Origin of the sequence: Pseudomonas gingeri (assembly GCF_013386115.1) — a bacterium.
Lineage (GTDB): Bacteria > Pseudomonadota > Gammaproteobacteria > Pseudomonadales > Pseudomonadaceae > Aquipseudomonas > Aquipseudomonas gingeri.
Map to the genome: position 1 here is coordinate 108,738 of NZ_JACAOR010000008.1, position 24,279 is coordinate 133,016.

At 62.1% G+C, this 24,279-nt stretch carries 29 protein-coding genes and 1 pseudogene; 18 read left to right on the plus strand and 12 right to left on the minus strand.

Translation table 11 applies throughout. From position 1 onward, the window contains the following. Positions 1-20 precede the first annotated feature (20 nt). The gene (gene tldD, locus HX881_RS16435) at positions 21-1,463 is read left to right on the plus strand and encodes a metalloprotease TldD (RefSeq protein ID WP_017126542.1); all 1,443 of its coding nucleotides are present in this window, start codon (positions 21-23) and stop codon (positions 1,461-1,463) included. A 49-nt stretch (positions 1,464-1,512) separates the two neighbouring features. Here tldD and yjgA read toward each other — a convergent pair whose 3' ends face one another. Continuing rightward, the gene (gene yjgA / locus HX881_RS16440; RefSeq protein WP_103033066.1) at positions 1,513-2,034 is read right to left on the minus strand and encodes a ribosome biogenesis factor YjgA; all 522 of its coding nucleotides are present in this window, start codon (positions 2,032-2,034) and stop codon (positions 1,513-1,515) included. A gap of 108 nt (positions 2,035-2,142) precedes the next feature. On the opposite strand from yjgA, the gene pmbA reads away from it, so the two are divergent. From pmbA to HX881_RS32795, 6 genes and pseudogenes are all read left to right on the plus strand, one after another. After that, a complete protein-coding gene (gene pmbA, locus HX881_RS16445) occupies positions 2,143-3,489 on the plus strand; it encodes a metalloprotease PmbA (RefSeq protein WP_017126540.1) in 1,347 nt (448 codons plus the stop codon). A gap of 151 nt (positions 3,490-3,640) precedes the next feature. Beyond that, a complete protein-coding gene (locus tag HX881_RS16450) occupies positions 3,641-4,036 on the plus strand; it encodes a hypothetical protein (protein ID WP_017126539.1) in 396 nt (131 codons plus the stop codon). Beyond that, positions 4,029-5,405, plus strand: a complete 1,377-nt coding sequence (locus HX881_RS16455) for a class II fumarate hydratase (protein WP_017126538.1) — start codon at positions 4,029-4,031, stop codon at positions 5,403-5,405. The genes HX881_RS16450 and HX881_RS16455 overlap by 8 nt, the downstream gene beginning before the upstream one ends. A 26-nt stretch (positions 5,406-5,431) precedes the next feature. Further along, positions 5,432-5,872 carry a hypothetical protein gene (locus tag HX881_RS16460; protein ID WP_017126537.1) on the plus strand — a complete coding sequence of 147 codons (441 nt, stop codon included), beginning with the start codon at positions 5,432-5,434 and terminating at the stop codon, positions 5,870-5,872. A gap of 1 nt (position 5,873) precedes the next feature. After that, the gene (locus tag HX881_RS16465; RefSeq protein ID WP_177085504.1) at positions 5,874-6,485 is read left to right on the plus strand and encodes a superoxide dismutase; all 612 of its coding nucleotides are present in this window, start codon (positions 5,874-5,876) and stop codon (positions 6,483-6,485) included. A gap of 31 nt (positions 6,486-6,516) precedes the next feature. Further along, positions 6,517-6,630, plus strand: a pseudogene (locus HX881_RS32795) (ZIP family metal transporter); the annotation flags it as partial. Between the two features lie 79 nt (positions 6,631-6,709). On the opposite strand, the gene HX881_RS16470 reads toward HX881_RS32795, so the two are convergent. From HX881_RS16470 to HX881_RS16515, 10 genes are all read right to left on the minus strand, one after another. After that, positions 6,710-6,982, minus strand: a complete 273-nt coding sequence (locus HX881_RS16470; protein ID WP_017126534.1) for an HPr family phosphocarrier protein — start codon at positions 6,980-6,982, stop codon at positions 6,710-6,712. Between the two features lie 16 nt (positions 6,983-6,998). Then, on the minus strand, positions 6,999-7,856 hold the full coding sequence (rapZ, locus tag HX881_RS16475) for an RNase adapter RapZ (RefSeq protein WP_017126533.1): 858 nt from the start codon (positions 7,854-7,856) through the stop codon (positions 6,999-7,001). Between the two features lie 2 nt (positions 7,857-7,858). Further along, a complete protein-coding gene (ptsN, locus tag HX881_RS16480) occupies positions 7,859-8,323 on the minus strand; it encodes a PTS IIA-like nitrogen regulatory protein PtsN (protein ID WP_017126532.1) in 465 nt (154 codons plus the stop codon). A gap of 9 nt (positions 8,324-8,332) precedes the next feature. After that, the gene (gene hpf, locus HX881_RS16485; RefSeq protein ID WP_017126531.1) at positions 8,333-8,638 is read right to left on the minus strand and encodes a ribosome hibernation-promoting factor, HPF/YfiA family; all 306 of its coding nucleotides are present in this window, start codon (positions 8,636-8,638) and stop codon (positions 8,333-8,335) included. Positions 8,639-8,715: 77 nt separating this feature from the next. After that, positions 8,716-10,209, minus strand: coding sequence for an RNA polymerase factor sigma-54 (locus HX881_RS16490; protein WP_042935433.1), 1,494 nt, complete (start codon positions 10,207-10,209; stop codon positions 8,716-8,718). Positions 10,210-10,395: 186 nt separating this feature from the next. Next, entirely contained in the window at positions 10,396-11,121 is a 726-nt protein-coding gene (lptB, locus tag HX881_RS16495) for an LPS export ABC transporter ATP-binding protein (protein ID WP_017126529.1), read from the minus strand. After that, positions 11,121-11,666, minus strand: a complete 546-nt coding sequence (gene lptA, locus HX881_RS16500) for a lipopolysaccharide transport periplasmic protein LptA (protein ID WP_017126528.1) — start codon at positions 11,664-11,666, stop codon at positions 11,121-11,123. The genes lptB and lptA overlap by 1 nt, the downstream gene beginning before the upstream one ends. Further along, entirely contained in the window at positions 11,653-12,225 is a 573-nt protein-coding gene (gene lptC / locus HX881_RS16505; protein WP_017126527.1) for an LPS export ABC transporter periplasmic protein LptC, read from the minus strand. The genes lptA and lptC overlap by 14 nt, the downstream gene beginning before the upstream one ends. Positions 12,226-12,233: 8 nt before the next feature. Next, complete coding sequence (locus HX881_RS16510) at positions 12,234-12,758, minus strand: KdsC family phosphatase (RefSeq protein WP_017126526.1); 525 nt, start codon at positions 12,756-12,758, stop codon at positions 12,234-12,236. Beyond that, the gene (locus HX881_RS16515) at positions 12,759-13,733 is read right to left on the minus strand and encodes a KpsF/GutQ family sugar-phosphate isomerase (protein ID WP_017126525.1); all 975 of its coding nucleotides are present in this window, start codon (positions 13,731-13,733) and stop codon (positions 12,759-12,761) included. Positions 13,734-14,023: 290 nt separating this feature from the next. Here HX881_RS16515 and HX881_RS16520 point away from each other — a divergent pair, with 290 nt between their 5' ends. The 10 genes from HX881_RS16520 (at position 14,024) to hisC (ending at position 22,041) form a co-directional block, all read left to right on the plus strand. Then, positions 14,024-14,833, plus strand: coding sequence for an ATP-binding cassette domain-containing protein (locus HX881_RS16520; RefSeq protein ID WP_017126524.1), 810 nt, complete (start codon positions 14,024-14,026; stop codon positions 14,831-14,833). After that, positions 14,833-15,630 carry a lipid asymmetry maintenance ABC transporter permease subunit MlaE gene (gene mlaE / locus HX881_RS16525; RefSeq protein ID WP_017126523.1) on the plus strand — a complete coding sequence of 266 codons (798 nt, stop codon included), beginning with the start codon at positions 14,833-14,835 and terminating at the stop codon, positions 15,628-15,630. Before HX881_RS16520 ends, mlaE begins: the two co-directional genes overlap by 1 nt. Further along, complete coding sequence (gene mlaD / locus HX881_RS16530) at positions 15,630-16,097, plus strand: outer membrane lipid asymmetry maintenance protein MlaD (protein ID WP_017126522.1); 468 nt, start codon at positions 15,630-15,632, stop codon at positions 16,095-16,097. The genes mlaE and mlaD overlap by 1 nt, the downstream gene beginning before the upstream one ends. Positions 16,098-16,108: 11 nt before the next feature. Next, entirely contained in the window at positions 16,109-16,768 is a 660-nt protein-coding gene (locus HX881_RS16535) for an MlaC/ttg2D family ABC transporter substrate-binding protein (protein ID WP_017126521.1), read from the plus strand. After that, the gene (locus tag HX881_RS16540; protein WP_017126520.1) at positions 16,761-17,066 is read left to right on the plus strand and encodes an STAS domain-containing protein; all 306 of its coding nucleotides are present in this window, start codon (positions 16,761-16,763) and stop codon (positions 17,064-17,066) included. The genes HX881_RS16535 and HX881_RS16540 overlap by 8 nt, the downstream gene beginning before the upstream one ends. Positions 17,067-17,180: 114 nt before the next feature. Beyond that, on the plus strand, positions 17,181-17,432 hold the full coding sequence (locus HX881_RS16545) for a BolA family protein (protein WP_017126519.1): 252 nt from the start codon (positions 17,181-17,183) through the stop codon (positions 17,430-17,432). 24 nt (positions 17,433-17,456) lie between these two features. Further along, positions 17,457-18,722, plus strand: a complete 1,266-nt coding sequence (murA, locus tag HX881_RS16550; protein ID WP_017126518.1) for a UDP-N-acetylglucosamine 1-carboxyvinyltransferase — start codon at positions 17,457-17,459, stop codon at positions 18,720-18,722. Positions 18,723-18,877: 155 nt separating this feature from the next. Then, positions 18,878-19,513, plus strand: a complete 636-nt coding sequence (gene hisG / locus HX881_RS16555; RefSeq protein WP_017126517.1) for an ATP phosphoribosyltransferase — start codon at positions 18,878-18,880, stop codon at positions 19,511-19,513. A 141-nt stretch (positions 19,514-19,654) separates the two neighbouring features. After that, entirely contained in the window at positions 19,655-20,992 is a 1,338-nt protein-coding gene (gene hisD, locus HX881_RS16560; protein WP_177085506.1) for a histidinol dehydrogenase, read from the plus strand. Next, the gene (hisC, locus tag HX881_RS16565) at positions 20,989-22,041 is read left to right on the plus strand and encodes a histidinol-phosphate transaminase (RefSeq protein ID WP_177085508.1); all 1,053 of its coding nucleotides are present in this window, start codon (positions 20,989-20,991) and stop codon (positions 22,039-22,041) included. The genes hisD and hisC overlap by 4 nt, the downstream gene beginning before the upstream one ends. An 82-nt stretch (positions 22,042-22,123) precedes the next feature. On the opposite strand, the gene algW is transcribed toward hisC, so the two are convergent. Further along, positions 22,124-23,284 (minus strand): Do family serine endopeptidase AlgW, encoded by a 1,161-nt coding sequence (gene algW, locus HX881_RS16570; protein WP_017126514.1) that lies wholly within the window; start codon positions 23,282-23,284, stop codon positions 22,124-22,126. A gap of 101 nt (positions 23,285-23,385) precedes the next feature. On the opposite strand from algW, the gene HX881_RS16575 reads away from it, so the two are divergent. Further along, the gene (locus HX881_RS16575; protein ID WP_177085510.1) at positions 23,386-24,144 is read left to right on the plus strand and encodes a Nif3-like dinuclear metal center hexameric protein; all 759 of its coding nucleotides are present in this window, start codon (positions 23,386-23,388) and stop codon (positions 24,142-24,144) included. Positions 24,145-24,279: the final 135 nt, after the last annotated feature.

Consider the following 24,279-nt stretch of genomic DNA (forward strand, 5'->3'; position numbering starts at 1 on the left):
CGAAATAAGGCGCAAAACCTATGAGCGAGTTGTTGTCCTCAGTCAGTGAACACCTGTTGGCGCCGGGTGGCGTGACGCTCGAAAACCTTCAATCGGTCCTTGGTGACCTGGCCGGTCCGGGCATCGACGCCGCCGACCTGTATTTCCAGGGGCAGATTTCCGAGTCCTGGTCCCTCGAAGACGGCATCGTCAAGGAAGGCAGTTTCAACCTGGACCAGGGGGTCGGCGTACGCGCCCAGTCCGGGGAAAAAACCGGGTTTGCCTACAGCAACGCGATCACCCTCGAAGCCCTGGGGTCGGCCGCGCGTGCGGCCCGCTCGATTTCCCGCGCCGGGCAGAACGGTACGGTGCAGGCCTTCTCCACCCGGGATGTGGCGCAGCTCTACGCCCCTGACAACCCGCTGGATGTCATGACCCGTGCCGAGAAGGTCGAGTTGCTCAAGCGTGTCGACATCGCCACCCGTGCCCTGGACCCGCGTATCCAGCAGGTCTCGGTGAGCATGGCGGGGGTCTGGGAACGGATTCTCGTCGCCTCCACCGATGGCGGCCTGGCGGCGGACGTGCGCCCGCTGGTGCGCTTCAATGTCAGCGTGATCGTCGAGCAGAACGGCCGGCGCGAGCGTGGCGGGCATGGCGGCGGCGGTCGTACCGACTACCGTTATTTCCTCAGCGAAGACCGCGCGATGGGCTATGCCCGCGAGGCCTTGCGCCAGGCACTGGTCAATCTGGAAGCGATTCCCGCTCCGGCCGGTACCTTGCCGGTGGTGCTCGGCTCCGGCTGGTCCGGGGTCCTGCTGCACGAAGCGGTCGGCCATGGCCTGGAAGGCGATTTCAACCGCAAGGGCAGTTCGGCCTACAGCGGGCGGATGGGCGAGATGGTTGCGTCCAAGCTCTGCACCATCGTCGATGACGGCACCCTGGCCGGGCGCCGCGGCTCCCTCAGTGTCGATGACGAAGGCACGCCGACCGAGTGCACCACGCTGATCGAAAACGGCGTGCTCAAGGGCTATATGCAGGACAAGTTGAATGCCCGGCTGATGGGCGTGGCGCGGACCGGCAACGGTCGTCGCGAGTCCTACGCGCACCTGCCGATGCCGCGCATGACCAATACCTACATGCTGGGGGGCGAAAGCGATCCGGCGGAAATCATCGCTTCGGTGAAGCGGGGCATCTACTGCGCCAACCTCGGCGGTGGCCAGGTCGATATCACCAGCGGCAAGTTCGTGTTCTCCACCAGCGAGGCCTACCTGATCGAGGACGGCAAGATCACCGCGCCGGTCAAGGGGGCGACGCTGATCGGCAACGGCCCGGAAGCCATGAGCAAGGTGTCGATGGTCGGTAACGACCTGGCGCTGGACAGCGGCGTGGGAACCTGTGGCAAGGATGGGCAATCGGTGCCGGTGGGTGTCGGTCAGCCGACCCTGAAAATCGATGCGATCACCGTGGGTGGCACGGGGTCGTAGGAAGGCGGAGCCTCGGGTGAGCGCCAACGGCACTCACCCGTGACGAAGATCAGCGCAGGCCGCGTTGAGTTTCGTCCAGCTCCCGGATGTACTTGAAGATTTTACGGCTGGCAGACGGCGGCTTGCTCTGGGCAAGTTCGTGCTGGGCCTGGCGAATCAGGGAACGCAGTTGCTGACGATCCGCATCGGGATAGTCGGCGACGAACTTTTCCAGCACATCGTCGGCGCCTGCGATCAGGCGATCGCGCCAGCGTTCGAGATTGTGGAAGCGTTCGTTGTATTGCCGGGTGGAGGCGTCGAGCTGGTCCAGCAACACCAGGATGGCGTCAGTGTCCTGGTCGCGCATCAGTCGGCCGATGAACTGGATATGCCGTTTACGCGCGATATTCGCGGTGTGCTTCGGCGCTTCGGCCAGGGCACGGCGCAAGCCGTCGGTCAGTGGCAGTTTTGCCACCAGGTCAGGCTTGAGTGTTGTCAGGCGCTCGCCGAGATCAACCAGAGCATGCAGCTCGCGTTTGACCTGGGTTTTGCTTTTCTCCCCATCGAGGGAGTCGTCGTAAGAATCAACCATGGTGGCAGTCCGCAAAGAAACGCCGCCATGATAACCAGTCGGGGGCCGCTTGTCCGGCCCGGTCGCTCGAAGACCTTGACCGAAAGCCGAATTTGATTGGAGAGAACCATGAGTGCAGCACAAAGCGTCGGCCCGCAGGCTTTGCCGGCACTGCAGGAGCAGGTCGAGCAGATTCTCGCCGAAGCCAAGCGCCAGGGCGCCAGTGCCTGTGAAGTGGCGGTGTCCCTGGAGCAGGGTTTGTCGACTTCGGTGCGCCAGCGGGAAGTGGAGACGGTCGAGTTCAACCGCGACCAGGGCTTTGGCATCACCCTGTATGTGGGACAGCGCAAGGGCTCGGCCAGCACTTCGGCCAGTGGCGCAGAGGCGATTCGCGAAACCGTCGCGGCCGCGCTGGCGATCGCGAAACATACTTCCGAAGACGAGAGTTCGGGCCTGGCGGATGCCGCCCTGATGGCAAAGGACCTGAAGGATTTCGACCTGTTCCACGCGTGGGACATCACTCCGGAGCAGGCCATCGAACGGGCGCTGATCTGTGAGGCGGCGGCGTTCGATGCCGATCCACGGATCAAGAATGCCGATGGCACCACGCTGACCACGGGTCAGGGCTGCCGTGTCTATGGCAACAGCCATGGCTTTATCGGCGGTTCCGCGTCGACCCGCCACAGCCTGAGCTGCGTGATGATCGCCGAAGGCGACGGGCAGATGCAGCGCGATTACTGGTATGACGTGAATCGCCAGGGCGAATTGCTGACCGACGCCGTGATCATCGGCCAGAAAGCCGCGCAGCGGGCGGCCAGCCGTCTGGGCGCGCGACCGGTCCCGACCTGCGAAGTCCCGGTGCTGTTTTCCGCGGAACTGGCCGGTGGCCTGTTCGGCAGCTTCCTCTCGGCGATTTCCGGCGGCAACCTGTACCGCAAGTCGTCGTTCCTCGAGGGCGCGATGGGACAGCGCCTGTTCCCGGAATGGCTGACCCTCGACGAGCGCCCGCATCTGATGCGCGCCATGGGCAGCTCGGCATTCGACGGTGATGGCCTGGCGACCTACGCCAAGCCGTTCGTCGAAAATGGCACCCTGGTGTCCTATGTGCTGGGCACGTATTCGGGGCGCAAGCTGGGCCTGCCGAGTACCGCCAACTCCGGTGGCGTGCACAATCTGTTCGTCACCCACGGCGTCGAGGATCAGGATGCCCTGATCCGTCGCATGGGCCGTGGCCTGCTGGTCACCGAACTGATGGGCCATGGCCTGAACATGGTCACCGGTGACTACTCCCGCGGCGCGGCGGGTTTCTGGGTCGAGAACGGCGAAATCCAGTTCCCGGTCCAGGAAGTGACCATTGCCGGCAATATGCGCGACATGTTCAAGCAGATCGTCGCCGTTGGCAGCGATCTCGAACTGCGCAGCAATATCCGCACAGGCTCGGTACTGATCGAGCGGATGACCGTGGCGGGCAGCTGATTCCGCTGGCCGGCTGCACACGAAGCGTGTCACCCACTGGGTGACACGCTTTTTTTTGCCTGGCTCCCGCCGCTGATAGATAGGCTTATGTGCTTGTCTTGATTCTCAATATCATATAATAATAAATCTCATTATCGAATGAGCCTGGGTCATGAGTTCTGCCTTGCATGAGCAACCCTACCTGGAAAGCTGGCGCTGGATGAGCCGCCAGATCCGCTGCGCATTGCTGCCGGATGAACCCCGGCTGATCGAGCACTACCTCGCCGAAGGCCGCTATCTGGCCTGCTGTACGGCCACCTCGCCGTGGACCATTGCCGAAACCGCCTTTCGCCTGTTGCTCGACACGGCCGCCGACACCGCGTTGCCCTGGCACTGGCGTTCGTTGTGCCTGGACCAGGCCTGGCGTCCGCTGCGCGACCTGGAGCGCCAGGCGCTGTGCAACTGTCGGTTGCGCCGCTGGCAAAGCTTTGCCTGGCAGTTGGCGACCTGTTCGTTGCTGCCTTCCATTCCCCTGACTGAACTGGTGCAAGGATTCCCCGATGAGTAATACCCGTATCGAACGCGACAGCATGGGCGAACTGCAGGTGCCGGCCGAGGCCTTGTATGGTGCCCAGACCCAGCGCGCGGTGAACAACTTTCCCATCAGTCGCCTGCGCATGCCGACGCAATTCATCCGTGCGCTGATCCTCGCCAAGGCGGCGGCGGCCCAGGCCAACGTCGAATTGCGGCAGTTGAGCGCTGCGCAGGGCAAGGCCATCGTCGATGCCTGCCAGGGCCTGCTGGAAGGCGACTTCATGGCGCATTTCCCGGTGGATATCTATCAGACCGGCTCCGGCACCAGCTCCAACATGAATGCCAACGAAGTGATCGCGACCCTCGCCAGCCGCTTGCTCGGCGAGCCGGTCAACCCCAACGACCACGTCAATTGCGGGCAAAGCAGCAACGACATCATCCCGACCACCATTCATGTCAGCGCCGCCCTGGCGTTGCACGAACAATTGCTGCCGGCACTGGCGCACCTGGTGCAGGTCACCGAAGCCAAGGCCGGGCAGGTCCATCCGTTTATCAAGACCGGCCGTACCCACCTGATGGACGCCATGCCGGTTCGCCTGAGCCAGGTACTCAACGGCTGGGCGGCGCAGCTCAAGGCCAATGTCCAGCATCTGCGGGACCTGCTGCCGAGCCTGCAATCCCTGGCCCAGGGCGGTACGGCGGTCGGCACCGGGATCAATGCCCACCCGCAGTTCGCCGAGCTGTTCAGTCGGCAACTGAGCGCCTTGACCCATGTGCAATTCACCCCGGGCCATAACCTGTTTGCGCTGATCGGCTCCCAGGACACGGCTGTCGCGGTGTCCGGTCAGTTGAAAACCACCGCGGTGTCGCTGATGAAGATCGCCAACGACCTGCGCTGGATGAACTCCGGCCCCCTGGCCGGCCTCGGCGAGATCGAGCTGGAAGCCTTGCAGCCGGGATCGTCGATCATGCCGGGCAAGGTCAATCCGGTGATCCCGGAGGCTACCGCGATGGTGGCGGCGCAGGTCATCGGCAACGACAGTGCGATCACCGTGGCCGGGCAGTCAGGCAACTTCGAACTGAACGTGATGCTGCCGATCATCGCCCAGAATCTGTTGAGCAGTATCGAACTGCTGGCGAACGTCAGTCGCCTGCTGGCCGACAAGGCTATCGCCAGCTTCAAGGTCAACGAAGCCAAGCTCAAGGAAGCGTTGTCGCGCAATCCGATCCTGGTCACCGCACTCAACCCGATCATCGGCTACCAGAAGGCCGCCGAGATTGCCAAGAAGGCCTATCAGCAAGGCCGTCCGATCATCGATGTCGCGCTTGAACACACCGATCTGCCGCGCAGCCAGCTGGAAACCCTGCTGGATCCGGAAAAGCTCACCGCTGGCGGCGTGTAACCCACTGCATTGCCTGGAGGTTCGTCATGGAACACTGGAAACGCACGATCGAAAGGGCCAACCGCTATTTCAACCTGGGCGAGCTGGTCGATGCCCGCGAGCACTACCTGCAGGCCCTGGCCCTGGCACAGGTGTTGTTCGAGCGCTGGCCGGACGCCGAGGAGGCGGTGGCCGCCTGCGTGATTTCCCACCACAACCTGGCGGACCTCCACCTGCGGCTCAATCAGCCCGAAGAAAGCGTCGAGTACCTGTGCGCGATCCATCAGCGCCTGCTGCAGACGATGCAGGACACCCGGCTTGCGCCGCCACTGCGCGAGGCGGCGATGCATCAGAGCAGCAAGACCTACGTCGAATTGCTCGCCTTTATCAGCGAACACGGCGAATACCCCCGCACCAGCCGCCTGCTCTACAGCCAGACGGCCTCCTCGGGATCGACCCCGACGCGTCATCAACATGGAGTTCATTGAAATGACCTACGCCTTGCCTGCGCTGCCTTACAACTACGATGCCCTGGAACCGCATATCGATGCCAAGACCATGGAAATCCACCATACCAGGCATCATCAGACCTACATCACCAACCTCAATGCGGCGGTGGAGGGCTTGGAATGGGCCGATTGGCCGGTGGAAAAACTGGTGGCCGCGGTCCAGCAACTGCCGGAAAAGATCCGCCCGGCGGTGATCAACCACGGTGGTGGCCATGCCAACCATTCGCTGTTCTGGGCGGTCATGAGCCCGTTGGGTGGCGGTGAGCCGGAAGCGGCGCTGGGCCAGGCCATCGACGAACAACTGGGCGGCTTCGAGGCGTTCAAGGAGGCCTTTACCAAGGCGGCACTGACGCGCTTCGGCAGCGGTTGGGCCTGGTTGAGCGTGACCCCGCAGAAAAAGCTGGTGGTTGAAAGCAGCGGTAACCAGGACAGCCCGCTGATGAACGGCAATACCCCGATCCTCGGCCTGGATGTCTGGGAGCACGCCTATTACCTGCTGTACCAGAACCGCCGTCCGGAATACATCAATGCGTTCTACAACGTGATCAACTGGCCAGAGGTCGAACGGCGTTATCTCGCGGCACTGGCGTGAACCCTATAACCAACAAGATCCAAAGCCGATGATGGGGACTGAAACCGTGGCAATGAGCAGAGGGCGACTATTTCGCTTCGGAGTCGGCTGGCTGTTGCTGCTGGCGGGGATGGTGTTGCTGGTTGCCCGACTGCTGGGCTGGCTGGAAGGGCTGTAGCAGGGAGTCAGCCCGGTCCCATGGCGTTCAGTCGAACGCCATCACTGCGGTGCGGCGTCGCGCCAGCTCAACCGCCCTCATCGAAGTAGTTGTTGATCAGCGCCACCAGTGCCGCCATCGCCTCGTCTTCCTGTTCGCCTTCGGTCTGCATGTGGATCATGGTGCCCTTGCCGGCCGCCAGCATCATCATGGCCATGATGCTCTTGCCATCGACCATGCTCTCGGGCGTACGACCTACCCGGATCTGACAGGGGTACTGACCGGCAACGCCGACGAACTTGGCGGAAGCGCGGGCATGCAAACCCAGTTTGTTGATGATTTCAATTTCCAGAGCGGGCATCGCGATGGTGATCCTTTCAGCTAAGGTCGCGGTGGCGGACCTGGACGTTCTTCAGGGATTGTTGCAGAACCTGGCCAAGGCGTTCGGTCAGGTAGACGGAGCGGTGGTGCCCGCCGGTACAGCCAATGGCAATGGTGACATAAGCCCGGTTGCTGGCGGCGAAGCGTGGCAACCATTTGAGCAGGTAGCTGGAAATGTCCTGGAACATTTCCTCGACATCCGGTTGCGCGGCCAGGTACTCGGCCACCGGGCCGTCGAGCCCGGATTGCTCGCGCAGTTCGGGTTTCCAGTACGGATTGGGCAGGCACCGTACGTCAAATACCAGGTCGGCGTCCACCGGCATGCCGCGCTTGAAGCCGAACGACTCCACCAGGAACGCGGTCCCCGGTTCCGGCTGGTTCAGCAGGCGCAGCTTGATGGTATCCCGTAGCTGGTACAGGTTGAGGTTGGTGGTGTTGACCTTGAGGTCGGCGAGGTCGGCAATCGGTCCCAGCAGGTTGCTCTCGTCGCGGATGGCTTCGGCCAGCGAACGGTTGGCGCTGCTCAGGGGATGGCGCCGGCGGGTCTCGGAGAAACGCTTGAGCAGGGTTTCCTCGTCGGCGTCCAGGTACAGCACGTCACACTGGATATGCCGGCCGCGGACTTCGTCCAGCAACTCGGGAAAACGCGACAGGTGGCTGGGCAGGTTGCGCGCGTCAATGGACACGGCGACCAGCGGTTGTGCCAGCTCGGTATGGATCAGCGCCCGCTCGGCCAGTTCCGGCAGCAGGCCGGCCGGCAGGTTGTCGATGCAGTAATAGCCGTTGTCCTCGAGGACATCGAGGGCAGTGCTTTTACCTGAGCCGGAGCGACCGCTGACGATGATCAAGCGCATGATTAATGACCGTTCTGTACGTCCAGGACAACCTGATACAGGGCTTCATTGCTCGGTGCGCTACGCAGGCGGTCACGTACCTCCTTGCGATCGAGCATGCTGGCGATCTGCCGGAGCAGTTCCAGGTGCGCATCGGTGGCGGCCTGCGGGACCAGCAGTACGAACAGCAGGTCGACCGGGGCACCGTCGATGGCGTCGAAATCGATGGGAGCGTCCAGGTGCATCAGGGCACTGATGGGCGACTCGCAACCTTTGAGGCGGCAGTGGGGAATGGCGATGCCGTTGCCAAAACCGGTCGAGCCGAGTTTTTCACGGGCAATCAGGCTCTCGTAGACATCCTGCATTTCCAGATCAGGCACTTCACGGGCGATCAGGTTGGCAATTTGTTCGAGGGCGCGTTTTTTACTGCCGCCCGGCACGTTCACCAGGGAACGGCCGGGGGTCAGGATGTTTTCAAGTCGAATCATGGGTGGGTGTTAGCGACCTGTACCTTGGAGCAGGTGCAGGTTCTTTTCCTTATGCTTTTTCAGTTGGCGGTCCAGCTTGTCGGTAAGCAGGTCGATCGCGGCATACATGTCGTCATGTTCGGCGTTGGCGACCACCTCACCACCGTGAATGTGCAGAGTGGCTTCGATTTTCTGCTTCAGTTTTTCGACGGCCATTGTCACCTGTACGTTGGTGATCTTGTCGAAGTGGCGCTCTAATCGGTCGAGCTTCTCGCCGATGTAGGCACGCAGGGGTTCGGTCACTTCCAGTTGGTGTCCACTGATGTTGACTTGCATACAGCTTCTCCTTCGTTGCCAGTGCATAAAGCGGCAGGCGTATGCCTGCCACTGGAACGCTGTGGCACGCCCGGCGGTTACATCAACCGCTTCCGTTCGCTGGAAGGCGCGATCCCGAGGGACTCGCGGTACTTGGCGACGGTACGACGGGCGACCTGAATGCCTTGTGCCTCCAGTAAACCAGCGATCTTGCTGTCACTCAACGGCTTTTTCTGATTTTCCGCCGCAACCAGTTTCTTGATGATCGCGCGGATCGCCGTGGACGAGCATTCGCCGCCTTCGGAGGTGCTGACATGGCTGGAGAAAAAGTATTTCAGCTCATAAATACCGCGGGGGGTATGCATGAATTTCTGCGTGGTGACCCGGGAAATCGTCGACTCGTGCATGCCCACGGCTTCGGCGATGTCATGCAGGACCAGCGGCTTCATCGCTTCATCGCCATATTCCAGGAAACCGCGCTGGTGCTCGACGATCTGGGTGGCGACCTTCATCAGGGTTTCGTTGCGGCTCTGCAGGCTCTTGATGAACCAGCGGGCTTCCTGCAACTGGTTGCGCATGAAGGTGTTGTCGGCGCTGGTATCGGCACGGCGGACAAAACCGGCGTACTGCGGATTGACCCGCAGGCGTGGCACCGACTCCTGGTTCAGTTCCACCAGCCAGCGCTCGTTGTCCTTGCGCACGATGACGTCGGGCACCACGTATTCGGCTTCGGTGGACTCGATCTGCGAGCCCGGGCGCGGGTTGAGGCTCTGCACCAGCTCGATGACCTGGCGCAGCTCGTCTTCCTTGAGCTTCATGCGGCGCATCAGCTGGCTGTAGTCGCGGCTGCCCAGCAGGTCGATGTAGTCGCTGACCAGGCGTTGCGCTTCGCTCAGCCACGGGGTCTTGGCCGGCAGCTGGCGCAATTGCAGCAGCAGGCATTCGCCGAGGTTGCGCGCGCCGATGCCGGCCGGTTCGAACTGCTGGATGCGGTGCAGGACGGCTTCGATCTCGTCGAGCTCGATATCCAGTTCCGGATCGAAGGCGTCGAGGATTTCCTCGAGAGTCTCATCCAGGTAGCCCTGATTGTTGATGCAGTCGATCAGGGTCACGGCGATCAGCCGGTCGGTGTCGGACATCGGGGCCAGGTTCAGCTGCCACAGCAGGTGGCTTTGCAGGCTTTCCCCGGCGGATGTACGGGTGGTGAAGTCCCACTCGTCGTCATCGTTGCTGGGCAGGCTGCTGGCGCTGGTCTGGTAGACGTCTTCCCAGGCGGTGTCGACCGGGAGTTCGTTGGGAATGCGTTCGTTCCAGTCGCCTTCCTCGAGGTTGTCGACCGTGGGCGCGGTTTCCTGGTAGGAGGGTTCCTGGACGTCGGTGTTGGGTTTTTGCTCGGCGTTGTCGGCCAGTGGATCGGCATTATCGAAGTCGTCGCCTTCTTCCTGGCGTTCGAGCATCGGATTGGATTCCAGGGCCTCCTGGATTTCCTGCTGAAGGTCCAGGGTCGACAATTGGAGCAGGCGGATGGCCTGTTGCAGCTGCGGTGTCATCGTCAGCTGCTGGCCCATTCTCAGGACTAGCGATGGTTTCATGGCAGGGGCTTAACACCTTATTTGCCGGCGCGCATGCGCCATCCACTACAGGGCGCCGAAGCGCCAAACATAAGCAAATTATATGCCTGAAACCGGAGTGTTTGCCTAGAGCGCTGTAACAATAAAAGCATGTGACGCTTTATCGAACATTCCGGCGCTCAGGCGGGCGGTCAAACACCGTCGGGCTTACAGGCGGAACTCATGGCCCAGATAGACTTCCTTGACCAGCTCGTTGGCCAGGATGGTGGCCGAATCGCCTTCGGCGATCAGTTGCCCATCATTGACGATATAAGCGGTTTCGCAGATGTCCAGGGTCTCGCGGACGTTGTGGTCGGTGATCAGTACACCGATGCCCTTGGCCTTGAGGTGATGGATGATCTGCTTGATGTCGCCCACGGAAATCGGGTCGACACCGGCGAACGGTTCGTCCAGCAGGATGAACTTGGGCGCGGTGGCCAGGGCGCGGGCGATTTCCACCCGGCGGCGTTCACCACCGGACAGGCTCATGCCGAGGTTGTCACGGATATGGCTGATGTGGAATTCCTGCAGCAGGCTTTCCAGTTCCTTGCGCCGGGCGGCCTTGTCGAGTTCCTTGCGGGTCTCGAGGATCGCCATGATGTTGTCGGCCACCGAGAGCTTGCGGAAGATCGAGGCTTCCTGGGGCAGGTAGCCGATACCCGCGCGCGCGCGGCCGTGCATCGGCTGGTGGCTGACGTCCTGGTCGTCGATCAGCACGCGACCCTGGTCGGCCTGGACCAGGCCGACGATCATGTAGAAGCAGGTGGTCTTGCCGGCACCGTTGGGGCCGAGCAGGCCGACAATCTGGCCGCTTTCGATCGACAGGCTGACGTCACGCACCACCTGGCGACTCTTGTAGGCTTTGGCCAGATGCTGAGCTTTCAAAATTGCCATTACTGGGCCTTTTGCTCGTCAGTTTTCTTTTTCGGTTGGATAACCATGTCGATGCGCTGGCGTGGCGTGGTGATCGGCGTGCCATTGGCGCGACCGGCGGTAGCCACCTGCTTCACCGTGTCGTAGACGATCTTCTCGCCTTCGGTGGTGTTGCCATCGTTGATCACCTTGGCCTGGTCGATCAGGACGATGCGGTTCTGTTGCGCATGGTACTGGATGGTCTTGCCGTAGCCCTTGACCGGCTGTGGGTCGGTGGCTTTCTGCCGCTGTTCGAAGTAGGCCAGGTTGCCCACAGAGGTCACCACGTCGATGGCGCCGTCCTTGGTGCGGGTGAGCGTCACGGTATTACCCTTAACGATCATCGAACCCTGAGTGATGATGACGTCGCCCTTGTAGGTGGCGATACCTTGCTTGTCATCCAGTTGAGCGTCGTCAGCTTGAATGCGGATGGGCTGCTCGCTGTCGTTCGGCAGAGCCCAGGCGCTCACGCTTCCCAGTGCTGCGCCCAGGCTGAGCAAAATCGGGAGGGTTTTAACGAGACTCATACTGTCCTCTTACGTTCGATAGCAGGTGCATCCTGCTTTCTTCCAAATAGGCTTTCATGCCTGTGCCCGTGGTCACGCCGTTGGGGCCGTCGATTCTAACGGCTTGCTCGGTCTGCGCATATTGCTTCTGCGGGAATACTGTCATTCGGCTACTGGTGATGACGATATTGCGTTGCTTCTCATCGGTGCGCGCGATGCGTACCGAGTCGATCAGTTCGACCTGGGTGCCGTCCGGATTGACCTCGGCGCGCTCGCTCTGGACATGCCAGGGGAAGGCCGTGCCGCGATAGAGTTGCAGGTCGGGCTTGGTCACCAGGGTCACATCGGACACCTTGAGGTGCTCGACCTTGTCGCCGGTCATGTCGTACTGCACCTTGCCGTCGGGCATGTACTGGACGCTGTGGGCGTTGATCGCATAGTAGTCGACGAGCGTGCTGTCGACTGGCGCGGCCGTCTGTTCCAGGAAGCGTTCCGGGCTGATGTTCCAGTAGCCAACAGCCGCGAACAGGGCGGCAATAACTGCGAACAGCACAATATTGCGAATTTTCTTGCTCAGCATAAATAGCTCTACAGGTAGGCGGCGTGGGCCGCTTCAAGGCTGTCCTGGGCACGCAGGATCAACTCGCAGAATTCGCGGGCGGCACCTTCGCCGCCACGGGCCTGGGTGACACCGTGCGCGTGCTCGCGGACAAAACCCGCGGCGTTGGCCACGGCCATGCCCAGCCCGACGCGACGGATCACCGGCAGGTCCGGCAGGTCGTCGCCCAGATAGGCAACCTGTTCATAGCTTAGGCCGAGTTCGGCCAGCAGGGCGTCAAGCACCACCAGTTTGTCTTCACGACCCTGGAACACGTGCGGGATACCGAGGTTCTTCGCGCGCCGCTCGACCAGCGTGGTCTTGCGGCCGCTGATGATAGCGGTTTGCACGCCCGCGGCCATCAGCATCTTGATGCCCTGGCCGTCCAGGGTGCTGAACGACTTGAATTCGGTGCCGTCTTCGAGAAAGTACAGGCGACCGTCGGTCAGTACGCCGTCGACGTCGAAGACCGCCAGCTTGATGTGCTTGCCGCGTTGCAGCAGATCGGTGCTCATTTACATCACTCCCGCGCGCAGCAAGTCGTGCATGTTCAAGGCGCCCACCGGGCGATCCTCGTCATCGACTACGACCAGTGCGCTGATTTTATGGTCTTCCATGATCTTCAGGGCTTCGGCAGCGAGCATCTCGGCCCGCGCGGTCTTACCGTGGGGGGTCATGACGTCCTCGATCAGGGCACTGTGGATATCGATGGTGCGATCCAGGGTGCGGCGCAGGTCGCCATCGGTAAAGATCCCGGCGAGGCGGCCATCGGCCTCGACGATCACAGTCATGCCCAGGCCTTTGCGAGTCATTTCCATTAGTGCGTTTTTTAACAGCGTGCCGCGCAATACCTGCGGCAGCTCGTCGCCGGCATGCATGACGTTTTCCACTTTCAGCAACAGGCGGCGGCCGAGGGCGCCACCCGGATGGGAAAAGGCGAAGTCTTCGGCGGTGAAGCCACGGGCTTCCAGTAGCGCGACGGCGAGGGCATCGCCCATCACCAGCGCGGCGGTGGTCGAGGAGGTGGGCGCCAGGTTCAGCGGGCAGGCCTCGTGCTCGACATGCACGTTCAGGTTGACCTCGGCGGCCTTGGCCAGCGGCGAATCCGGGTTGCCGGTCAGGCTGATCAACTGGATGCCCAGACGCTTGATCAACGGCAGCAGGGTAACGATTTCCGCGGTCGAGCCGGAATTGGACAGCGCCAGGATGATGTCATCCCGGGTGATCATGCCCATGTCGCCGTGGCTGGCTTCCGCCGGATGGACAAAAAAAGCCGTGGTGCCGGTGCTGGCCAGGGTCGCGGCGATCTTGTTGCCGATATGCCCGGACTTGCCCATGCCGACCACGACCACGCGGCCTTTGCTGGCCAGAATCATCTCGCAAGCGCGTACGAAATCTGCGTCGATATGGGCCAACAAGCCTTCTACGGCTTCTACTTCGAGGCGGATGGTGCGTTGTGCCGATTGAATCAGGTCGCTGGATTGGCTCATGTCAGAAATCGTATTAGCCTGATGAAAAGGCGCGATTATAGCGGCAATGAACGATTCCCTCACGCTTGATCGTTGCGCTTTGCTTATTGAGTGTAGGACCCTGCCGTCAGTTTTCACCCCGCAGTGTGTCAAAACGGGCTGTACCTATCCTGAACAAGCACGGCTTCGGCCTTGGGCGCCTCGTATCAGCAATGATATAGTTCGCGACCAGTTCGGCCCGCTCAGGAAGTGCGCGCCTCTTTTACAGAGGCCTGGTGTCCGAGTCAGAGGCTGCATCGCAAGGAGTTTAGATGAGCGCCGATAACGCCTACGCGGTCGAGCTGAAGGGTGTCACCTTCAAGCGCGGCGCGCGCAGCATCTTCAATAATGTCGATATTCGCATTCCGCGGGGCAAGGTCACCGGCATCATGGGGCCCTCCGGATGCGGCAAGACCACCCTGTTGCGGCTGATGGGTGCCCAGTTGCGTCCGAGCAGCGGCGAGGTGTGGGTCAACGGTCAGAATCTTCCGACGTTATCCCGTGGCGATCTGTTCGACGCCCGCAAGCACATGGGCGTCCTGTTCCAGAGCGGCGCGCTGTTCACCGATCTCGATGTCTTCGAAAACGTCGCCTTTCCGCTACGGGTCCACACCGAGCTGCCGGAAGAGATGATCCGCGATATCGTCCTGCTCAAGCTGCAGGCGGTCGGCCTGCGCGGTGCGGTCGACCTGATGCCGGACGAGCTGTCCGGCGGCATGAAGCGTCGCGTGGCGCTGGCGCGGGCGATTGCCCTCGACCCGCAGATCCTCATGTACGACGAGCCTTTCGTGGGGCAGGACCCGATCGCCATGGGCGTGCTGGTGCGCCTGATCCGCCTGCTCAACGATGCGCTGGGGATTACCAGTATCGTGGTGTCCCATGACCTGGCGGAAACCGCGAGCATTGCCGACTACCTCTATGTGGTAGGCGACGGGCAGGTGCTGGGGCAGGGCACGCCCGAAGAGCTGATGAACGCCGACAACCCGCGTATCCGCCAGTTCATGACCGGCGATCCGGACGGGCCCGTGCCGTTCCATTATCCGGCGTCGGATTACCGCGCAGACCTGTTGGGGAAGCGCTGATGCGCAAGAAATCATTAATCGAGAGAATTCGCCTGTTCGGGCGCTCGGGCATCGATGTGCTCGCGGTGCTCGGGCGTTCGACGCTGTTCCTGTTCCATGTGCTGTTCGGTCGCGGCGGGATCGGCGGAGGTTTCGGCCTGCTGGTCAGGCAACTGCACTCCGTGGGGGTGATGTCCCTGGTGATCATCGTCGTGTCCGGGGTGTTCATCGGCATGGTGCTGGCGCTGCAGGGCTTCAATATCCTTTCCAGCTATGGCTCCGAACAGGCGGTGGGGCAGATGGTCGCCCTGACGTTGCTGCGCGAGCTGGGGCCGGTGGTGACCGCCCTGCTGTTCGCCGGTCGCGCCGGTTCGGCGCTGACTGCGGAAATCGGCAACATGAAATCCACCGAGCAGCTTTCCAGCCTGGAGATGATCGGCGTCGATCCACTCAAGTATATTGTCGCGCCACGGCTGTGGGCCGGCTTCATTTCCCTGCCGCTGCTGGCGATGATCTTCAGTGTGGTCGGGATCTGGGGCGGTTCGTGGGTGGCGGTGGACTGGCTGGGTGTCTACGACGGCTCGTACTGGGCCAATATGCAGAACAGCGTGACCTTCAGCGGTGACGTGCTGAACGGGATTATCAAAAGTATCGTGTTCGCCTTCGTGGTGACCTGGATTGCCGTGTTTCAAGGCTACGACTGTGAACCCACCTCGGAAGGGATCAGCCGTGCCACGACCAAGACCGTGGTCTATGCCTCGCTGGCAGTCCTCGGCCTGGACTTTATTCTGACCGCCTTGATGTTTGGAGATTTCTGATGCAAAACCGCACCCTGGAAATCGGTGTCGGCCTTTTCTTGCTGGCTGGCATCCTGGCTTTGCTGTTGCTGGCATTGCGGGTCAGTGGACTGTCCCCGACGGCGAATACCGAAACCTATAAACTTTACGCCTACTTCGACAATATCGCCGGTTTGACTGTCAGAGCTAAAGTGACCATGGCCGGCGTAACCATCGGCAAGGTCACGGCGATCGATCTGGACCGCGACAGTTTCACCGGCCGGGTGACCATGCAAGTCGAAAAACGCGTGAACAACCTGCCGACTGACTCCACCGCGTCTATCCTCACCGCGGGCTTGCTCGGTGAGAAGTACATCGGTATCAGCGTTGGCGGGGAAGACACCCTGCTCAAGGATGGTGGAACCATCCATGACACCCAGTCGTCGCTGGTACTGGAAGATCTGATCGGTAAATTCCTGCTCAATACCGTTAATAAAGACGCCAAATGAGGAGTTTTTCCATGATCTCTACCTTGCGCCGTAGCCTTCTGGTGTTGCTCGCGGCGCTGCCGCTGATGGGCAATGCCGTGGCGGCGCCTTCTGCCCACGACCTGGTGCAGGACACCACCAACCGCATGTTGGCCGACCTGTCGGCGAACAAGGAAAAGTACAAGCAGAACCCGTCGGACTTCTACAACTCGCTGAACAGCATCGTCGGTCCGGTGGTGGATGCCGAAGGTATTTCCAAGAGCATCATGACGGTCAAGTACTCGCGCAAGGCCACGCCCGAGCAGATGACCCGCTTCCAGGAAAACTTCAAGCGCGGGCTGTTCCAGTTCTACGGCAATGCCTTGCTCGAATACAACAACCAGGGCATCACCGTCGATGCGCCGAAGGATGAGTCGGGCGACCGCACCAGCGTCGGCATGACCGTCAAGGGCAACAACGGCGCGGTCTACCCGGTGTCCTACACCCTTGAGAAGATCAACGGTGAGTGGAAGCTGCGCAACGTGATCATCAACGGCATCAACATCGGCAAGCTGTTCCGTGACCAGTTCGCCGATGCCATGCAGCGCAACGGCAACAACCTGGACAAGACCATCGACGGCTGGGCGGGTGAAGTGGAGAAGGCCAAGGCCGAATCCGAGAAGAACCCGCAGAAGGATAGCGGCGGTGAGTGAAGCAAGCGTTCGCCTCGGCGAGCCGGGTGAATTGCACCTGGAGGGTGTGCTCGACTACAGCACCGGCCCGGCCTTGCGCAAGCAGGGCCAGGCGCTGATCAAGGCCAGCGAGGCGCTGGCCCTGGTGGTCGACTGTTCGGCCGTGAAGAAATCCAGCAGCGTCGGCCTGGCCCTGCTGCTGGCGTTCATGCGGGACGCGGCGCAGGATGGCAAGTCGTTGAGCATCCGGGCGATGCCCCTGGACATGCGCGAAATCGCCGAAGTTTCCGAGTTGACGGAGCTGTTGGCCGTCCATTGATTGCCACAAACAGACAAGCCCCCCGTCAGAGTCCTGCAATGCGGGGTTCGCAGGCGCGGGGCTTTTTTGTATGATGGCCGACCCGCGCGCGTTGGGCGCCGATCGAGGTTGAGCATGCAGGCCACCGAAGTAAAGAGTTTCCTTGAAGAAAAACTGTCGGACTCTCTTCCACACATACAGGTTGAAGTTGAGGGCGAAGGCTGCAACTTTCAGCTGAATCTGATCAGCGACGAACTGGCGGCCCTGAGCCCGGTGAAGCGTCAGCAGAGCGTCTATGCCCATTTGAACCCGTGGATCGCCGATGGCAGCATCCATGCGGTCACTATGAAATTTTTCAGCCGCGCGGCCTGGGCCGAGCGCACCTGAGCCTGAACTGGCGTCGAGATTCCTATGGATAAACTGATTATTACTGGCGGCGTTCGTCTTGATGGCGAAATCCGCATCTCCGGGGCAAAGAACTCTGCCCTGCCGATCCTGGCCGCCACCCTGCTGTGCGATGGCCCGGTCACCGTGGCCAACCTGCCGCACCTGCACGACATCACCACCATGATCGAGCTGTTCGGGCGCATGGGCATCGAGCCAGTGATCGACGAAAAGCTCTCCGTGGAAATCGATCCGCGCACCATCAAGACCCTGATCGCACCGTACGAACTGGTGAAAACCATGCGTGCGTCGATCCTGGTGCTGGGCCCGATGGTTGCCCGTTTCGGCGAAGCCGAAGTCGCCCTGCCTGGCGGTTGCGCCATCGGCTCGCGTCCGGTCGACCTGCACATCCGTGGCCTCGAAGCCATGGGCGCGGTGATCGACGTCGAAGGCGGCTACATCAAGGCCAAGGCGCCGGAAGGCGGCCTGCGCGGGGCGAACTTCTTCTTCGATACCGTCTCCGTGACCGGTACCGAGAACATCATGATGGCCGCGGCCCTGGCCCGTGGTCGCAGCGTGCTGCAGAACGCCGCGCGGGAACCGGAAGTGGTCGACCTGGCGAACTTCCTGATCGCCATGGGCGCGAAGATCTCCGGCGCCGGCTCCGACACCATCACCATCGATGGCGTCGAGCGCCTGCATTCGGCGACCTACAAGGTCATGCCGGACCGTATCGAAACCGGCACCTACCTGGTGGCGGCTGCCGTCACCGGCGGCCGGGTCAAGGTCAAGGATACCGATCCGACCATCCTTGAAGCGGTCCTGGAAAAGCTCAAGGAATCCGGCGCGGTGATCACCACCGGCGAAGACTGGATCGAGCTGAACATGCACGGCAAGCGGCCCAAGGCGGTCAACGTGCGCACCGCGCCGTACCCGGCGTTCCCGACCGACATGCAGGCCCAGTTCATCTCCCTCAACGCCATTGCCGAAGGCACTGGCGCGGTGATCGAGACCATCTTCGAAAACCGTTTCATGCACGTGTACGAGCTGCACCGCATGGGCGCCAAGATCCAGGTCGAAGGCAATACCGCGATCGTCACCGGCACCGAGACCCTCAAGGGCGCTCCGGTCATGGCCACCGACCTGCGGGCTTCGGCCAGCCTGGTGATTTCGGCGCTGGCCGCCGAAGGCGACACGCTGATCGACCGCATCTACCACATCGACCGTGGCTACGAGTGCATCGAAGAGAAGCTGCAGATGCTCGGTGCCAAGATCCGCCGCGTTCCGGGCTAGTGTCTGGGGGCCGGCTGGCTGGCGGTAGCGTTGTGTCAGGCAGCTGAGAGGTTGACTGACCGATTGCAATCGCCAGCAAGCCGGTTCCTACAAGGGACGCGGGTCTGTCTGTTAGAGTATTGCAATATCCTGAATTGAAGGACCTAGGTTTTCCCATGCTGACCATTGCACTGTCCAAGGGCCGCATCCTCGACGATACCCTGCCGCTGCTCGCCGAAGCGGGTATCGTGCCGACCGAGAATCCGGACAAGAGCCGCAAGCTGATCATTCCGACGACCCAGGCCGACGTGCGCCTGCTGATCGTTCGCGCGACCGATGTGCCGACCTATGTCGAGCATGGTGCCGCCGATCTCGGTGTCGCCGGCAAGGATGTGCTGATGGAATACGGCGGCCAGGGCCTGTACGAGCCGCTGGACCTGCAGATCGCCCAATGCAAGCTGATGACCGCCGGTGCGATCGGCGCGGTGGAGCCCAAGGGCCGGCTGCGCGTGGCGACCAAGTTCGTCAATGTCGCCAAGCGCTACTATGCCGAGCAGGGCCGTCAGGTCGATATCATCAAGCTGTACGGTTCGATGGAGCTGGCGCCGCTGATCGGCCTGGCCGACAAGATCATCGACGTCGTCGACACCGGCAACACCTTGCGGGCCAACGGCCTGGAGCCCCAGGAACTGATCGCGACCATCAGTTCGCGCCTGGTGGTGAACAAGGCGTCGATGAAAATGCAGCACGCCCGCATCCAGTCCCTGATCGACACCCTGCGCAAGGCAGTGGAGTCGCGACACCGCAGCTGATTCACATGCGCGGCCTTGAGCCGCGCCCATCTATCCGTGTCATAGCCAGAATTCTCAGGTGCCCACGCGGATGGCTTGGTAGTCTTGCGGCGCCTGAGATTTGCTGTTCCCAAGCATTCGCCAATTATTGAGGCCCTCGCTATGACTACGTCTACCGCTATTCGCCGACTCAACGCTGCCGACCCGGATTTCGCCCATCATCTGGATCATCTGCTGAGCTGGGAAAGTGTGTCCGACGACTCGGTCAACCAGCGGGTGCTGGATATCATCAAGGCCGTGCGCGAGCGCGGCGATGCCGCCGTGGTCGAGTTCACCCGGCGTTTCGACGGCCTGGAAGTCGCCTCGATGGCCGACCTGATCCTGCCGCGCGAGCGCCTGGAACTGGCCCTGACCCGGATCACCGTGCCCCAGCGCGAGGCGCTGGAAAAGGCCGCCGAACGTGTGCGCAGCTACCACGAGAAGCAGAAGCAGGATTCCTGGAGCTACACCGAAGCCGATGGCACCGTGCTCGGCCAGAAGGTCACGCCCCTGGACCGCGCCGGTCTCTATGTCCCCGGCGGCAAGGCGTCCTACCCGTCATCGGTGCTGATGAACGCGATCCCGGCCAAGGTGGCCGGTGTCACCGAAGTGGTGATGGTGGTGCCGACCCCACGCGGCGAGATCAACGAACTGGTACTGGCCGCGGCCTGCGTCGCCGGCGTCGACCGCGTCTTCACCATCGGTGGCGCGCAAGCGGTCGCCGCCCTGGCCTATGGCACGGAAAGCGTGCCGAAAGTCGACAAGGTCGTCGGTCCGGGCAACATCTACGTGGCGACCGCCAAGCGCCATGTGTTCGGCCAGGTCGGCATCGACATGATCGCCGGCCCCTCGGAAATCCTCGTGGTCTGCGACGGCCAGACCGATCCGGACTGGATCGCCATGGACCTGTTCTCCCAGGCCGAGCACGACGAAGACGCCCAGGCGATCCTGGTCAGCCCGGATGCCGCGTTCCTCGACCAGGTGGCGGCGAGCATCGCCAGGCTGCTGCCGACCATGGAGCGCGCCGCCATCATCGAAACCTCGATCAACGGCCGCGGTGCACTGATCCAGGTGCGCGACATGCAGCAGGCCATCGACGTGGTCAACCGCATCGCGCCGGAGCACCTGGAACTGTCGGTCGCCGACCCGCAGGCCTGGCTGCCGCAGATCCGCCACGCCGGGGCGATCTTCATGGGCCGCCACACCAGCGAGGCGCTGGGCGATTATTGCGCCGGTCCCAACCACGTCCTGCCGACGTCGGGCACCGCCCGCTTTTCGTCGCCGCTGGGGGTGTATGACTTCCAGAAGCGTTCTTCGATCATCTTCTGCTCCGAGCAGGGCGCGTCCGAACTGGGCAAGACCGCCTCGGTGCTGGCCCGTGGCGAGTCCTTGACCGCCCACGCCCGCAGCGCGGAATACCGGATCGTCGCCGATGACAACAAACAGGGGAAACAGGCATGAGCAAGTTCTGGAGTAAATTCGTCAAGGACCTGGTGCCCTATGTGCCGGGCGAGCAACCGAAGCTGACCCGGCTGGTCAAGCTCAACACCAATGAAAACCCCTACGGCCCGTCACCGAGGGCCCTGGCGGCGATGAAGGCCGAGGTCAACGACAACCTGCGCCTGTATCCGGACCCCAACGGTGACCTGCTCAAGCACGCCGTGGCCGAGTACTACGGGGTGCAGACCAACCAGGTGTTCCTCGGCAACGGTTCCGACGAGGTCCTGGCGCACATTTTCCACGGTCTGTTCCAGCAGGATAAGCCGCTGCTGTTCCCGGATATCAGCTACAGCTTCTATCCAGTGTATTGCGGCCTGTACGGCATCGACTTCGCCGCGCTGCCGCTGGACGAGCAGTTCCAGATCCGCGTCGCCGATTATGCCCGGCCCAATGGCGGGATCATCTTCCCCAACCCGAACGCGCCGACCGGCTGCCTGCTGGCACTGGAGGCGGTCGAGCAGATCCTCAAGGCCAGCCCCGATTCGGTGGTGGTGGTCGACGAGGCCTACATCGACTTCGGCGGCGAGACGGCCATCGGCCTGATCGACCGTTACCCGAACCTGCTGGTGACCCAGACCCTGTCCAAGTCACGCTCCCTGGCGGGCCTGCGGGTCGGTCTGGCGGTGGGGCATCCTGACCTGGTGGAAGCCCTGGAGCGGATCAAGAACAGCTTCAACTCCTATCCGCTGGACCGCATGGCGATTGCCGGCGCGGCGGCGGCGTTCGAAGACCGGGAGTATTTCCAGCAGACCTGCAACAAGGTCATCGAAAGCCGCGAGTGGCTGGTGGCGCAGTTGCAGGCCAAGGGCTTCGAGGTGCTGCCGTCGGCGGCGAACTTCATCTTCGCCCGGCACCCGCAGCACGACGCGGCGGCGCTGGCGGCCAAGGTGCGTGAGCAGGGGGTGATCGTTCGTCACTTCAAGCAGGAGCGCATCGCGCAGTTCCTGCGGATCACCATCGGCGCGCCGGAGCAGAACCAGGCGCTGATCGATGCATTGGGCGATCTCTGACGGCTTGACCCTGTAGGAGCCGGCTTGCCGCCGCTAGCGTTGGCAAGCCGGCTCCTACGCCGTACGTGGGAACGACAGCAACTCAGTTCTCTTCTTCCTGCGGTGGCGTCTGCTGTGGCGGACGCAGGCCGATTTCGGCCATCAGCTTGAGCTCCTTGCCGTTGCGCAGGACCTGGATCGCCACCTTGTCGGTCGGTTTGATCCGCGCCACCTGGTTCATCGAACGACGTCCGTCATTGGCCGGCTCGCCGTTGATGCTCAGGATCACGTCCCCCAGCTGCAGGCCGGCCTTCTGTGCCGGACCGTCACGGAAAATCCCCGCCACCACGATCCCCGGGCGTCCGCTCAAGCCGAACGACTCGGCCAGTTCCTGGGTCAGGGGCTGCACTTCGATACCCAGCCAGCCACGGATCACCTGGCCGTGCTCGATGATCGCCTTCATCACCTCGACCGCCAGATTGATCGGAATCGCGAAGCCGATGCCTTGTGAGCCGCCGGATTTGGAGAAGATCGCGGTGTTGATCCCGGTCAGGTTGCCGTTGGCGTCCACCAGCGCGCCGCCGGAGTTGCCGGGGTTGATGGCGGCGTCGGTCTGGATGAAGTCTTCGTAGTTGTTCAGGCCCAGCTGGTTGCGGCCGGTGGCGCTGATGATGCCCATGGTGGTGGTCTGGCCGACCCCGAACGGGTTGCCGATAGCCAGGGCGATATCGCCGATGCGGATTTTGTCCGAGCGGCCGATGGTGATCGATGGCAGGTTCGGCAGGTCGATCTTGAGTACCGCGAGGTCGGTCTCCGGGTCGCTGCCGATCACCCGCGCCAGGGTCTCGCGACCGTCCTTGAGGGCCACGACGATCTGGTCGGCGCCGGCGGTCACGTGGTTGTTGGTCAGCAGGTAGCCGGTCGAACTCATGATCACCGCCGAGCCCAGGCTCGACTCCATGCGTTTCTGCTTGGGCAGGTTATCGCCGAAAAAGCGCCGGAACTGCGGGTCCTCGAACAGCGGATGGCTGTTCTTGTTGACCATTTTCGTGGTGTACAGGTTGGCGACCGCCGGGGCGGCGAGGTCGACGGCGTCGGCATAGGATACCGGGCCCTGCTGGATGGTCGCGGTCTGCGGGGCTTGCTGCAGGTTCACATCCAGGTTCGGCAGCCCGACCCACTCTGGGTAACGCTGAATAATCAACAAAGCGATCAGCACGCCGGCCAGCAGCGGCCAGCCAAAAAAACGCAGAGCCTTGAGCATTGAGCAAGTCCTGGGAGGTTGCAGGCCATGTCGGACGGCCCATAATGTCGCGCATTATACGAGGCTGCGAGCGCCTCTGAACGGGATATTCAGGAGTTTTTATGGCCGTTGCATTAAGTACCCTGGTGGAGGAGGCGGACCGCTTCCTCGGCAGTTCGCGAATTGCCGATTATTGCCCCAATGGCCTGCAGGTCGAAGGTCGGCCACAGGTCACGCGCATCGTCAGTGGCGTCACCGCCAGCCAGGCGTTGCTCGACGCGGCGGTCGAGGCCGGAGCCGACCTGATCCTGGTGCATCACGGTTATTTCTGGAAGGGCGAGGACCCCTGTGTGGTGGGCATGAAGCAGCGTCGGCTGAAAACCCTGCTCAAGCACGACATCAGTCTGCTGGCCTACCACCTGCCGCTGGACCTGCATCCGGAGGTGGGCAACAACGTGCAATTGGCCCGGCAGCTGGATATCACCGTCGAAGGCCCGCTGGATCCCGAGAACCCGAAAATCGTCGGCCTGGTGGGTTCGCTCGGCGAACCGATGACCCCGCGGGATTTTGCCCGCAAGGTCCAGGATGCCCTGGGGCGCGAGCCGTTGCTGATCGAAGGCAGCGAGATGATCCGGCGGGTCGGCTGGTGCACCGGTGGCGGCCAGGGCTATATCGACCAGGCGGTGCTGGCCGGGGTCGACCTGTACCTGAGCGGCGAGGCGTCCGAGCAGACGTTCCACAGCGCCCGGGAAAACGACATCAGCTTTATCGCCGCCGGTCACCATGCCACCGAACGTTATGGCGTGCAGGCCCTGGGCGACTACCTGGCCCGGCGGTTTGCCCTGGAACACCTGTTCATCGATTGCCCGAATCCGATCTGAACCTGTGGGAGCAAAGCTGATCTGGCCAAACACTGCGGTATATTCTTATACCGTTTCGATCTAGCTGGCCACCTCAATAGAATAGGTCGCTGTGCTAGCATGCCTCGCTCGAACACGGCCCGCTGGCCGTCCATA